Origin of the sequence: Acidovorax sp. CCYZU-2555, from assembly GCF_018413525.1 — a bacterium.
In the GTDB taxonomy this organism is placed as follows: Bacteria; Pseudomonadota; Gammaproteobacteria; order Burkholderiales; family Burkholderiaceae_C; genus Comamonas.
Genome location: NZ_JAHCDD010000063.1, coordinates 22,967 through 35,924, shown reverse-complemented (window position 1 = coordinate 35,924; position 12,958 = coordinate 22,967). Strand labels below are relative to the sequence as shown.

At 66.1% G+C, this 12,958-nt stretch carries 10 protein-coding genes and 1 tRNA gene; 4 read left to right on the top strand and 7 right to left on the bottom strand.

Going from position 1 to position 12,958, the window contains the following annotated elements; genetic code table 11:
• From KHY18_RS19775 to KHY18_RS19765, 3 genes are all read left to right on the top strand, one after another.
• The coding region (locus tag KHY18_RS19775) for a hypothetical protein (protein ID WP_213303849.1) at positions 1-254 on the top strand (254 nt) is incomplete at its 5' end.
• Positions 255-389: 135 nt separating this feature from the next.
• Complete coding sequence (locus tag KHY18_RS19770) at positions 390-2,252, top strand: bifunctional metallophosphatase/5'-nucleotidase (protein WP_502769315.1); 1,863 nt, start codon at positions 390-392, stop codon at positions 2,250-2,252.
• Between the two features lie 168 nt (positions 2,253-2,420).
• Positions 2,421-3,746 carry a PQQ-dependent sugar dehydrogenase gene (locus KHY18_RS19765; protein WP_213303846.1) on the top strand — a complete coding sequence of 442 codons (1,326 nt, stop codon included), beginning with the start codon at positions 2,421-2,423 and terminating at the stop codon, positions 3,744-3,746.
• 11 nt (positions 3,747-3,757) lie between these two features.
• Here the strand turns inward: KHY18_RS19765 and KHY18_RS19760 are convergent, their stop codons facing one another.
• Positions 3,758-5,002 carry a YeeE/YedE family protein gene (locus tag KHY18_RS19760; protein WP_249729250.1) on the bottom strand — a complete coding sequence of 415 codons (1,245 nt, stop codon included), beginning with the start codon at positions 5,000-5,002 and terminating at the stop codon, positions 3,758-3,760.
• 73 nt (positions 5,003-5,075) lie between these two features.
• The gene (locus KHY18_RS19755; RefSeq protein ID WP_213303840.1) at positions 5,076-6,041 is read right to left on the bottom strand and encodes a sulfurtransferase; all 966 of its coding nucleotides are present in this window, start codon (positions 6,039-6,041) and stop codon (positions 5,076-5,078) included.
• Positions 6,042-6,269: 228 nt separating this feature from the next.
• Here KHY18_RS19755 and KHY18_RS19750 point away from each other — a divergent pair.
• Positions 6,270-6,345, top strand: a tRNA-His gene (locus KHY18_RS19750).
• Between the two features lie 53 nt (positions 6,346-6,398).
• On the opposite strand, the gene KHY18_RS19745 is transcribed toward KHY18_RS19750, so the two are convergent.
• The 5 genes from KHY18_RS19745 to KHY18_RS19725 all read right to left on the bottom strand — a co-directional run bounded on the left by KHY18_RS19745 (position 6,399) and on the right by KHY18_RS19725 (position 12,942).
• Positions 6,399-8,042: a M48 family metallopeptidase gene (locus KHY18_RS19745; protein WP_213303837.1), complete on the bottom strand. Its 1,644-nt coding sequence runs from the start codon at positions 8,040-8,042 to the stop codon at positions 6,399-6,401.
• On the bottom strand, positions 8,029-8,382 hold the full coding sequence (locus KHY18_RS19740; RefSeq protein ID WP_213303834.1) for a hypothetical protein: 354 nt from the start codon (positions 8,380-8,382) through the stop codon (positions 8,029-8,031). Before KHY18_RS19740 ends, KHY18_RS19745 begins: the two co-directional genes overlap by 14 nt.
• Complete coding sequence (locus KHY18_RS19735; RefSeq protein WP_213303831.1) at positions 8,379-9,941, bottom strand: CHASE2 domain-containing protein; 1,563 nt, start codon at positions 9,939-9,941, stop codon at positions 8,379-8,381. The genes KHY18_RS19740 and KHY18_RS19735 overlap by 4 nt, the downstream gene beginning before the upstream one ends.
• A 233-nt stretch (positions 9,942-10,174) precedes the next feature.
• Positions 10,175-11,461 carry a glycosyltransferase gene (locus KHY18_RS19730; protein ID WP_213303828.1) on the bottom strand — a complete coding sequence of 429 codons (1,287 nt, stop codon included), beginning with the start codon at positions 11,459-11,461 and terminating at the stop codon, positions 10,175-10,177.
• Positions 11,462-11,508: 47 nt separating this feature from the next.
• A complete protein-coding gene (locus KHY18_RS19725; protein WP_213303826.1) occupies positions 11,509-12,942 on the bottom strand; it encodes a sigma 54-interacting transcriptional regulator in 1,434 nt (477 codons plus the stop codon).
• Positions 12,943-12,958 lie beyond the last annotated feature (16 nt).

Here is a 12,958-nt window from a genome sequence, read left to right as displayed (position 1 = left end):
TGCAAAACGGCCTCGCACCGCGCGCCGATGCCTGGAGCGCCACGGTCGCTGCGCTCGTTGCCTGGCAGGGCTTTCACGCGCTGGTGCTGCTGGTCATGGGCGGCTATGTGCTCGCGCGCTCATTTGCCGGCCGACTGCGCACCAATGCGCGCGCCACGCTCGACAACACGGCGCTGATGTTCCACGGCGTCGTGGCCCAGGGGCTGGTCGGCATGGCGCTGGTGCGCTGGCTGCCGGCATGGATGGGCGGCTGAAGCCTGCAGTCGGGCGGCACAGGGAGTGTCATAAGGGTTTCATGAGCGCGGGACAACATGTGCGCTTTGCATCCTGAAAGACAGTCCTTGAAACGCACTCCTTACGTTCTTTCCCTGGGTCTGGTGGTTTCCGCCGTGCTGACGGCTTGCGGTGGTGGCGACGGCGGTGGCGGTACAGGTGGCGACAGCGTCGCCGCCCAGCCCATGGATCTGACCATCCTGCACATCAACGACCATCATTCCAACCTCGACAGCAAGAGCAAGACACTGCAGCTCAAGACCGCGGCCGGCACGACCAGCGCCGTGGTCGCCGATGCAGGCGGCTTCCCGCGCGTGACTGCCGCCATCGAGTCGCTCGCGGCCCAGTCGACGAATGTGCTCAAGCTGCACGCCGGCGATGCCCAGACCGGCACGCTGTACTTCAACCGCGCGGGCGCCAACGGCGAAGCCGACGCGGCGATGATGAACACCGTCTGCTTCGACGCGTTCACGCTGGGCAACCACGAGTTCGACAAGGGCGACACCAGCCTCAAGAGCTTCATCGACCTGCTGCACAAGGGCAGCTGCAAGACGCCGGTGCTCAGCGCCAACGTCAATTTCGGCGCGAACTCCGCGCTGCTGCCGGCCAAGGCGCCGGGCTATGTCAACAAGTCGGTCGTGCTGCAGCGCAGCGGCCAGTCGATCGGCGTGGTCGGCCTGACCATTGCCGGCAAGACCAAGGCCTCGTCGAGCCCTGACGCCGACACCACGTTCGAAGACGAAACCGTGGCCGCGCAGCGCGAGATCGATGCACTGCGCGCCAAGGGCGTCAACAAGATCGTGGTGATGAGCCATATCGGCTACGACTACGACAAGACCGTGATCCCCAAGCTCAGCGGCGTGGACGTGGTCGTCGGTGCCGACTCGCACACGCTGCTCGGCCCCGCAAGCCTCGCCACCTATGGCGTGGGCTCGCCGGCCGGCGCCTATCCGACACAGCTCACTAACAAGGACGGCAAGCAGGTCTGTCTGGTGCAGGCCTGGGAGTACAGCCAGGTGGTGGGTGAGCTCAAGGTATCGTTCGACGCCAACGGCGACGTGACGCGCTGCGTAGGCACGCCGCATGTGCTGATCGGCGACACCTTCACCGTGGCCGGCAAGGCGGCGACCGAAGAGCAGAAGACAAATATCCAGGCGGATCTGAAAGCCAGCGGTTTCCTGCGCGTCACGGCGCCCAGCGCCACCGCCGCGGCCACGCTCAAACCGTTCAAGGACAAGGTCGACGTCTTCAGCAAGAGTCTGGTTGCGACGGTGCCCGCGGAACTGTGCTCGCGCCGTGTTCCGGGCGGTGTCGGCACTTCCGACTACTCCCGCTCCAGCGTGGCCTGCAATACGCAGGGCGATGTGAGCCTGCGGGGTGGCGACATCCAGCAGCTCGTGGCCCAGGCCTACCTGGAAGTGGCCAACGCGAACTACGGCGGCGCCGACATTTCGCTGCAAAGCGGTGGTGGCGTGCGCGTGCCTTTGAACGGCAATGTGACGGCTGCCAACGTCATTGAAGTGCTGCCTTTCGGCAACATGCTGTTCCGTCTGGACGTCACCGGCCAGGAAGTGAAGAACATGCTGGAAGACGGCATGCAGGCTGTGTACGGCCCCGGTGGCTCCACCGGCCCCTACCCGTACACCGGCGGCATGCGCTTCGATGTGAACGCTACCCTGGCGCGCGGCAGCCGCGTGTCCAACGTCGAGGTGCGCGACGCGGCCACCGGCGTGTGGCGCGTGCTTGATCTGACGAAGACCTACAAGCTGTTCGTGCTGAGCTTCAACGCCACCGGCGGTGACGGCTACACGACGCTGGCAGCCGTGCCCGCTGCGCGCCGCCTCGACATCGGCGTGCTCGACTCCGATGTGTTCCAGTCCTACATCGACAAGCAGACCAAGGATGCGACCAGCAATCTGCCGGTGTTGCGCAAGCTCGACTCGGCGCTTTACAGCACCAAGTCGTACGTCCAGCCCTGAACGGTCGCGGCGCGCTGGCGCGCCGCTGCGCAAGCCAGGCGTGTCCCTCGGGGCACGCCTGGCTTTTTTGCATGGTGCCCATGCTTTGCTTGTGCGCGTGCATGGGCGGCTGCTGCTTGCGGTTTCGGACTACAGGGCGGCGTGAAACCGTCCACCGATACTGGGCGCATGAAAAAGCACTCCCACTCCCTTTGCCTGCTGTTGGCCCTGGTCGGCAGCATGGCCGGCGTTTCGGCCCAACAGATTGCAGGCCCCGGTCTGGGTCCCAACCCGCAGCTGCCCGCGCCGGAAAAGAAGGGGCTGCTGCCCACCGTCAACATCGCGCCCGCGCTGGGCTGGCCCGAAGGCGTGCAGCCGCAGGCCGTGGAAGGCTTCAAGGTCACGGCGCTGGCCGCGGGCCTGGACCACCCGCGCTGGGTGCAGGTGCTGCCCAATGGCGATGTACTGGTCGCTGAAAGCAACAAGCCCGAGCCCGCGCCCGGCGCGAAGAACGTGCATGCCGATGGCCTGCGCGGCAAGGCCATGGGAATGGTGATGAAGCGCGCGGGCGCGGGCACGCCCAGCGCCAACCGCATCACGCTGCTGCGCGATGCAGACGGCGATGGCGTGGCCGAAACGCGGTCCATCTTCCTCCAAGGTCTGGTCTCGCCTTACGGCATGGCGCTGGTCGGCAATCAGCTGTACATCGCCAATGCCGACGCCATCGTCAAGGTGCCGTACGAAACCGGGCAGACGACTATCTCGGCCACGCCCGTCAAGGTGACCGATCTGCCGGCCGGCGCGAACCACCACTGGACCAAGAACATCATCGCCAGCGCCGACGGCAGCAAGCTCTATGCGACCGTGGGCTCGAACAGCAATATCGGCGACAACGGCATGGCGTCGGAAGAAGGCCGTGCCGCCATCTGGGAAGTGGACCTGGCCACGGGCAGCAAGCGGCTGTTCGCCAGCGGCCTGCGCAACCCCAATGGCCTGGGCTGGGAGCCCGAGTCGAAAGCTTTGTGGACGGTTGTCAACGAACGCGACGAACTGGGCAATGAACTGGTGCCCGACTACCTGACTTCGGTCAAGGACGGCGCTTTCTACGGCTGGCCCTGGAGCTACTGGGGCCAGAACGTCGACGAGCGCGTGCAACCGGCCAACCCGGACATGGTGGCCAAGGCCATTGCGCCCGACTTCGGCCTGGGCTCGCATGTCGCGCCGCTGGGCCTGGCGTTCTCGGATGCGCGCATGCCCGCGCCCTATGCCAGCGGCGCTTTCATCGGCCAGCATGGTTCGTGGAACCGCAAGGAACTCACGGGCTACAACGTGGTGTTCGTGCCGTTTGCCGCGGGGCGCCCATCGGGTGCGCCCGTGCAGTTTCTGGGCGGCTTTCTCAACAAGGACGGCAAGGCCCATGGCCGCCCCGTGGGCGTGGCGCTCGATGCCAAGGGCGCGTTGCTGGTCGCCGACGACGTCGGCAACGTGATCTGGCGCGTGGTGCGCGCCCAATAAGCTGTTGCGTCTCAGACCGCCGCGCGCGCGGATTGCCAGGCCTGGAAGCGAAAGCCCAGCCACAGCGCAGCGAGCATGGCCGCGCCAAACACCCAGGCGCTGAGCGCGCCGGCCATGCCGCCCGACAGCAAAGTGCCTATGGTGCAGCCCAGGCCGGTCATCGCGCCCCAGCCCAGCAGCGTGCCGCCCGCAATGCCGCGCAGCGCGTCGCGGCGCGTGGGCAGGCGCGGCGTGAATTGCCGGCTCGCAAGCGCGGCGACAAATGCGCCGCCCATCAGGCCCACCAGCACCAGCGCGTTGGGCGTGGCCCAGCTTTCCTGGGGCAGGGTGGCACAGCCCGCAAAACCGTCGAGGCCGTTGAGCCGCTCGGGCACCCAGCCCTGGGTTTGCAGGGCGCCGCGCACCTGGCTGCCCAAGGTGGCCGTCACGCCCAGCGGCCGCATGCGCACGATGGCGAACACGCTGATCAGCCCGACGAGCGCTCCGCCCAGCGCATAGTTCCAGCGGCCGGTCCACAGAGACTGCCAGAGACTGCGCAGATCGCGTGCCACGGGCGCGGCCAGGGGCCTGGGCGCGCCCGCCTGGCGCTTGACATGGCGCTGCCAGATCCACGCCGCCCACAGCCCCAGACCGCCCAGCTGCACGGCCAGCGCGCCGCCATAGCCCAGATGCTGGGGCATCCAGACGACGGGCGCGTCGGCGACGGCCACGCTGTACAGCGGGTTCCAGGTGTGAAAGCCGATCGCAAAACCCAGGCCCGTGCCCAGCAGCGCAAACGGCGAAACGGTGGAGCCTTCGGCCAGCCGATACCAATGGGCGCTGATGCACGAGCCCGACACCGACATGCCCGCGCCGAACGCCAGCCCCGCCAGCACCAGTACCCAGCTCACGGGGCCGATATGCATTTCGGGCGGCAACTGCCCGGCCTGCGGATTCGCGACCCAGCTGCTTTGCACCACGGTCATGCCGACCACGCCGACGGCCAGGGCCAGCGCAATGGCAAGAATGCCGCGCGGGTCGTCGCGCTGCAGCCAGTCGCGCGCATGGCAGTAAAAGCAAAAGCGCGTGCGCTGCAGCACCACGCCAAGGGCGATGCCCAGTGTGAGGGCAAAGACCAGGGTGCGGCCGCCGGTCCAGGTCTGTGCCTGGTTGGCGAAGATTCCCAGCAACACGATCAGGCCGGCCGCGGCCCAGGGCTGCCAGGCGGCATGGATTTGCGGGGCCGACTGCAGGTCGGCATTGCTGGCTGTGGACATCATCTTTTCCTGTCTGCTCGCAAAAATGCCCGCGCAGGCGGGCATTCGGAAGTGGCGGGGCCGCAGCCCGTTCCTACTTGGCCGCCCAGACCGTGCCGGCCGGGTTGTTGATCGGCACGCCCACCGCATTGCCGTATTCGGTCCACGAGCCGTCGTAGTTCTTCACGTCGTAGCCCAGGATCTTGGAAAGCGCGAACCAGGTGTGGCTGGAGCGTTCGCCGATGCGGCAGTAGGTGATCACCGGCTTGCTGCCGTCGATGCCCACGCCCGCATAGAGCTTGCGCAGCTCTTCCTTGGTCTTGAACGTGCCGTCTTCCTGCACCGCCTGGCCCCAGGGCACGTTGACCGCGCCGGGAATGTGGCCGGCGCGGATGGCAAGCTCGGGCACGCCGGCCGGGGCGAACACCTTGCCCTGGTACTCGTCACCCGAGCGGATGTCGATCAGCTTGGCCTGCGACTTACCTTCGGCCACGGCCAGCGCATCGCTCAGGCGCGCGCGCAGGTCCAGATTGACCTTGCCCACGCGGTAGGTCGTGGCCGCGTATTCGGGCGCGCGGTTGTTCAGCGGGCGGTTTTCGGCTTCCCATTTCTTGCGGCCGCCATCGAGCAGCTTGACGTTCTTCACGCCGTAGATGTCGAACACCCATGCGCCCCAGGCGGCAAACCAGTTGTTGGTGTCGCCGTACAGCACGACCGTGGTGTCGTCCTTCACGCCGGCCTTGGACAGCAGCTTCTCGAAGTCCTGCTTGCCGACGATGTCGCGGCGCAGCTTGTCGTTGAGGTCGTTGTGCCAGGAGAAGTTCACCGCGCCAGGGATATGCGCACGTTCATAGAGACCGGGGTTGACGCTGACTTCGATCACGCGCACGTCGGGGCGGCTGAGGTTCTGCGCCAGCCATTCGGCGGTGACCAGCGGGCCGGCGCTGCTGCTCGCCGCGGTGTTTGCCAAGGCCGTGCCAGCCAGCGTGGCGAGCAGCACGGTGCTGCCCACTTTGATTGCAAGGGCCCGCGGGCCGAAGGCAGAAACGGTCGTTGTCATGGTGGTCCTTGTGGATTCAGAAAGGGGTGGAACTTTCGCGCCAGCTATTTTTTGAATGAGCTTTTGGGCCAGCACTTGCAACTGAATGTAGGAGCGCGCATGACGCCGAACAAGTGAGTTTTTGGAGCATGGATATGCGCTGGCCGCATAGACGCGGGCTGGCCTGCCGACCCGAAATCGCACGATTGGTTTTCGGGTGAGAAAAACGCGCTATAATTTGAATCTACGGTGGCTGTAGCTCAGTTGGTAGAGTCCAGGATTGTGATTCCTGTTGTCGTGGGTTCGAGCCCCATCAGCCACCCCAAATTTAAAAGGCCCTTGAGCAATCAAGGGCCTTTTTCTTTGTGCGCCTGCGGCTCACTTCTTCTTCTTGAACAGCCGATCGGTCAGCTCGCTGGCTTTTTTCTCGCTGCGCTTGTCGAGTTCGGCGACTTCCTGCGGGCTGCGCGCGGCAGTCTGGCAGCGGTCGGCGACGCGCGGGAAGCGCTGGCGGCACTGCTGGGCCTGCTGCCTGGCCTTCTCCCAGCCGTCGGTTTCTCCATAGAACTTGACCGCGTAAGGCATGGTCTCCTCGGCCACGGCAAAGTGCTGCAGACCGCGTTCGAGCACGCGTTTGGACGCGTCCTTCTGGCCGCTTTGCCGCAGCCTGGTGCTGCGCTCGGTGTACAGCGCCCAGGCACGGTCGGCCTCGGAGTTGAAGTTCGCGTCGAACAGGCTGCCCAGGTCGCGCGGCAGGCCGCGCACCGTGCCCGATTGAGCGCTGGCCGCGGTGTAGAGCGCGAACAGCGGCACCGCATGGGTGGCGGTAGGCCCCGATGCGGCCTGCCGCGCAAGCGCCACGGCGCCCGGTGACTGGGGCGCTTCCATCGCCTTGTAGGCGGTCTGGTAGTTCTTCAAAATGTCCTGCGTGCGTTTTTGCGCCAGCGCGGCCTGCAGCGGTGCCTGGGCAGGCGTGCGCTCTTCGGCAATGGCCGGGTACAGCTCGGCGATTTCGGCAAGGCTGTCCTGGCGCTTGACGGTGTCGGGGTGGGAGCTGGTGATCTTGCCTATCCACTGGGTCAGATCGAAGCCGACCTGGTTCATGCCCACATTCAGATCCGCCTGCAGGTTGGCCGATGCGTCGTTGAGCGCGGTCGACACCGCGTTGTTGCTCTTGGGCGCAGTGCGTGCCGCCTGCGCCAGCGTGTTCGCATGCAGCGCCCGCTTCAAGGCTTCCTGCTTTTGCAACTGCAGCGTTTCGTTCTGTTGCTCCCAGCCGGCCTGGCGCTCCAGAAAGGCCTTGGGTCCATGCTCATAGCTGTAGCCCAGCTTGTGGGTGATGTGCAGGGCAAAGCGGTCGGCCGCGCCTTCCTGCGACTGCCCGTAGAGCGCCGTGGTCAAGGTCTTGCCCAGTGCATACGAGGCCTGCAGTGTGTCCACCTGGTTCCAGCCCTGGGCTTGCGCGGTCTTGTAGGCAATTCCCAGGCCGAGCGAAGCGAAGCCCGCCGCGGTGTCGGCGCTGGCGATCGCGCCTTCGAGGCTGTGATAGTGCAGATAGATATGACCGAACTCGTGGGCCAGCAGCGCGACGAGTTCGTCTTCGCTTTGCACCGACTGCAACCAGGGCAGCGAAATGTAGATGTTGCCCGCGCCTGTTGCATAGGCGCTGAGCGAGGATTGCGCGAGCAGATAGACTTCGCCGGGCCACTGGGGCACCAGCGCCGCGGCCTTGATGCGTGCCAGCAGGCCGTTGAGATAGCGCTGGGCTTCCGGGGCGTTGACCAGGCCGAATCCGCGCGCGCGCTGGTTGACCATGTCCTGCGCCGGATCCGGCCAGGTGCGGGCCTCGGGTGCGGGCAGGGCGTCCAGCGGGCTGGCGGGTTTTTGCGCCAGGCTCGAGATGCCGGGTAACTGCGTCAGCGCCTGCGGCATGCTTTCGCAGCCCGCGAGCAATGCCAGCGCCAGCGTCAATGGCCACAGCGCACGGCGTGGGCCGAGGCGGGTGCGATTACTTGCAGACATGCTGGCCGGCTCCGGGCGTGGCGATGGTGGGCTGGGTGTCGATGTTTTTGGTCGCACAGCCGGCTTCGGCGCTGCGCAAAATGCGCACATGCACGCCCTTGATCCAATAGTCCTGGCCGCCGATCGCGACGCGGTGGTAGCTGGCTTTCGACTCCTGGATGGCCAGCGGCAGGCCGAGTTCGGCCACGGGCGCCTGGCGCACCGGCGCTGTTGCGCCCGCCGACTCGAACAGGTCGACCGCGGCCCGGCTGCTGGGGCTGGGGGCGACGATACGGTCCTGGGCCTGTGCGCTGCAAGCCGCCGCGGCAAGAATTGCAGCGAGAAAGACGGATAGTTTCATTCACGGTCTCCTGGTAATGGCGAGGGTGCGGCAGGCATTTGCGCGGGCGCGGGCTCGGGCCCCAGAAGCAGCCAGCGCAGGCGCGCCAGATACCCCAGGCCTTCGGCCAGCAGCGTCATGCCGACGAGTTCGACGACCGGCAGCATGCCGATGCGTGAGAAATGCTGGAACCCGGCGATCAGCGCCATCGCGGCGATTGCCTTGAGCGTGATGCCGCAGATCCAGGTGACGGCGCCCAGCACGCACCAGGTCAGGCGCGAGCGCAGGGAAGACGGTGCGTCGGGGTCCAGTGCGAGACCGGGCCAGCGCCGCAGCGCGCCGGCGTGCAGCCTGGACCAGCGCCGACGAAGCCTTGCGCGCACGCAGTTCCAGCCCAGGTGCACGACGAACACCGCGGCGATCGCGGCCAGCCCGGGCAGCAGCAGCTCCTTGGGCGGCGGCAGGCTCCATTCGGCACTTTGCTTGTAATCGTTGCCATAGGTCAGGAAGTTGTCCAGCGCCATCGCATGCATGTGCACGCCGGGCACGCGGCCGTGTACCGGCGACTGCGCAAAATCGTTGTAGCCCGCGGCCTGGGCGCCAACAAACAGGTATTTGCCCGACACCTGCGCAGCCAGCGCGGTTTCGTCGAGTTCGGCCACTTCGCTGAACGTCAGCGTGCGGTGGTAGGGGCACAGCGGGCCGGCGGGCGCGGCTTCCCAGAGCTGGCGCAGCAGGCCGGGCACGAGGCTGCTCCAGCGGCGCTCGCCTGGAACGCAGTGGCGCGCGTTCGCCGTGGCCGCGGGCGCGGAGTTGTGGCCCCAGACCAGGGCCATGGGCTGCGGATGGTCATCGGCCTGTAGGCCGGCCACGTCTTCGGCCATCGCCAGCGCCGCGCTGCGGTAATAGGGTTGGGTGGACGGCGCTTCGGGCTTGCCGACTACCCATTGGTTGCCGTCGAAGTGCCGGTGCGTCTCGTAGCTCCAGGCCACGGCGTCCAGCGGGTCTGGGACATAGTCCACGCCCACCAGCGTGTAGCAGCGTGCGCTGCCGGGCCGGCTCGCATCCATCAGCTCAGGGCGTATCGCGAGCTGGCCCGTGGCGGCATCGGGCAAGGCGGCGAGGAATACCGGAATGCCGCGTTCGCGCTGAATGGCGCAGAGCTGGTCCTTGAGCGCGGCCCAGCTCGGGTCGGGGCGCTCCTGGCCAAAAGTGATGTCCACCATCAACGCCTTGGGCGGCGGGCCCGGCAGTTCGACGAGCCGGCCCAGCCAGTCGGCATGCTCCTGGTAGGAAATCGGCCAGGCCGTGCCCAGGGTGTTCAGGAAGGCCTGGTCGTAAAGCACGACGGTGATCTGGTCGCGTGCCTGGCCGGGATAGGCCAGCTGAGCACTGACCGGCGCCTGGGCCCGGGCCATGAAGCGCGTGACCGCCATGCCCTGGGCATTGATCTTGTCGCCCAGCCACAGCATGCCGAACGAGACCGCGGCCAGCAGCACGAAGCCCAGCAGAAGCGCCGCCGGGCCGGGGCAGCGCCAGCCATCGCTGGCCGCGCCGAGGTGCAGTGCATCACGCACCATGGCGCCGCGTCGGCGGGGCGGGGCGCTGGTCGGGGAAGACGAACGGGGCATGAAGCGGTGTCTGTGCGCAGGGTCTTGGCTCGCCGCCTTCTGGATGGCAGCGCATGCCCGTCGCGCCTCTTTAATTATGTTACATAAGTATCATAACGAAACACGCTCGCTGGTAAGCGATATCTTTGCCGCGTTGTATCGATGTGCACCCCGTGTTGACGCAGGGCCCATGGACCGACTATCTATGCGCTGCGCGGGCCGGCCGGCAGCGTACCCTGTTCAGGCGCCAGCAGTGGCGCGCGGCGCTGCCCCATGGCACGTTCGAACAGCGCCATGAAACGCGGCGCGATGTTCGAGATGTGGTACTTCTTGCCGGTCTCCTGCGCAGCCTGGCTGTAGCGCGCGCGCCGCGCCGGGTCGGCGCGCAGCGCGCGAATCGCCGCTATCCACGCGTCGTCGTTGTCGGGCAGCAGCAGCCCATTGACATCGTTTTGCACCAGCTCGGGAAGAAAGCCCCAGTTGGTGCCGATCACGCAGCCGCCACGCGCGAGAATTTCCATCAGGCCCCAGTTCGCCACGCCATGGCGCAGCGGGTAGAGAAACAGGTCCACGCCGCCCAGCATCGCGGCGAATTCCGCATAGGGCAGGCGCCCCGGAAACTCGACGACCTGTGCGCCGGGATGCACTTTGAGCAAATGGTCGCGAAAGCTCGTGACCTTGCCGCCATAGCGGCGCTCCACCCACTGCTGCTCGTAGCCATAGGTCGCTGCCTGGTGGTCGCCGATGGCGATGAAGCGTGTGTTCTCGGCGTCGCCTTCGCGCACCATGCGGTCCACGAGCCGCATATAGGTTTCGAAGCCTTTGGCACTCGACAGATCGCGCGCCGAAAACGCAATGGTGAACGGCTGGCCCGGCGTCGCGTCGAGCGCGCTGGCGCGCAGCGGCGGCTGGATGTCGAAGCCTTCGAACTGCACCGCGATCTTGTCCTGCAGCAGCGGCGGAAACATCGAGCGCGCATGGGCGCTGGGCACGATCGTCAGGTCGCTGCACAGCACCTGGTGAAAGTGCAGCATTTCGGTATTGCGATCGGCCAGCCGCTGGGCTTCGTCGGGCGGATAGGCCGCGTCGCAGCCGTGGGCGCGGTAGCTGGGGAATTCGATGTAGCTGACGATGGCCGCGTCCAGCTCGTCATAAAGCCAGTTGGGCGCACCCCACAGCGAGTGCGCGACGACCACGTCGATGCGCCGCTCCTGCGCCTTCTCGAACTCCTTGAGTGCCTTGAGCACACCGCGGCAGATGCGCGCCGAGCGCTCGACCTTGCTCGAGTAGTAGTAGCTTTGCGGGCCGACGATGTTGCCGTCGGGCTGAAACGACAGCAGGTGGTCGCAGTCCTTTTCATGATTGGCCTTGTGGCCCGGCGTGGTCATGAACCAGCTGTCTGCCATGCCGCTGGCGCGCATGTGGCTGCACAGCAGGCTGTATTGGCTGGGATAGACGGCGCCGACGAAAACGATCAGAGGTTTTTGCATGGAATGAAGATTTGCGGAAACAGGCGAGGGCGTATGAAGTGGCAGCGTCATTTCTCCGCTTCGTCTTCGGCCTCCGCGGGGATGCCGACAGACAGCGGGACTTCGGGCTCGCCATTGCTGATCTGGTACTTGCGCATCTTTTCCCACAGCACCTTGCGGCTGATGCCCAACTGGTCGGCCGTGGGCTGGCGTTTCCAGTCGTTGGCGCCCAGCGCGGCGATGATGCGGTTGCGTTCTTCCTGGTCCCAGTTGGCGCGGTTGACAGGTGCGGGCTCGCTGTTGCCGATCTGCAGCGGAAACGTCACCGCCGACAGGCTTTGTGCCTGGCGCAGAATGCGCTCGGTCGCGCCGCCCGCCAGCCAGTCCTTGGTCTGGCGCGCGGCGACGCCTATGCGCTCGGTCAGGTTGCGCAGCTCGCGTACATTGCCTGGAAAGTACATCTGCGCGACCGCGTCGAGTATGAAAAACGGCGGTTCGCCGAGTTTGACCATCAGCTCCTCGCCGACGACCTTGTGCAGGATGCTGGAGAAGATGGCGAGCTTGTCGGCCTCGCCGCGCTCCTCAAGGCTGGGCATCTGCAGCTCGATGACCGCGAGGCGAAAGAACAGATCGGCGCGGAATTTCCCCGCATGCACCTGCTCGCGCAAGGGCTTGTTGGTCGCGGCGACGAGCCGGAAATCAAGCCGCACGGGCGTGGCCGAGCCCAGCCGGGTGACGGTGCGCTCCTCGAGCACGCGCAGCAGCTTGACCTGCTGGTACAGCGGCAGGTCGGCAATTTCATCGAGGAATAAGGTGCCGCCGCTGGCCTGCTCGAAGAACCCCTTGTGCGCGGTGACGGCACCGGTGAACGAGCCTTTGGCGTGGCCGAAGAACAGCGATTCGAACAGACCGTCTGGAATCGCGCCGCAGTTGACCACGACGAAGGGCCCCTGGCCGTAATGGGTGTTGCGCACATGCAGGCGCTCGGCGATGCGCTCCTTGCCGGTGCCGGTCTCGCCGCTGATGAGCACGCTGTGTTCGCAGTCGGCGAAAGTGTCGGCGTCATTGAGCAGACTCAGCATGCAGTCGGCGACGGCAATGATGTCGTCCGAACGCTGGGGCTGGTTGTGCGAACTTTGCAGGCGCTGCAGTATGCGCGCCAGCATCGCGCGCAGTTCCGCGCCGGTGAAGTCGAACGGCAACACATGCGAGTACTCCGTCGCATAGCTGCCCGCGGTGGCGCCGCGCAGATTGGAGCTGACCCACAGCACCGGCATGCCGCCAAACGTGCCTTCGACATGGTTGCGGCTGAAACGCGCGCCTTCGAGCACCGACACGCTCACGACCGAAATCGCATTCTGGCTGACGGTGGAAGTCGGCGGCAGATTCAGGCCATCGGCGCGCACGACTTCCACATCCATGCTGAGCATGCAACGCTCCACCCGCTCCGCGATATCGGCTTGGCCTTCCCAGACGTAGATGACCAAATCACTCTGATTCACTGTGGTTCCTTATGCA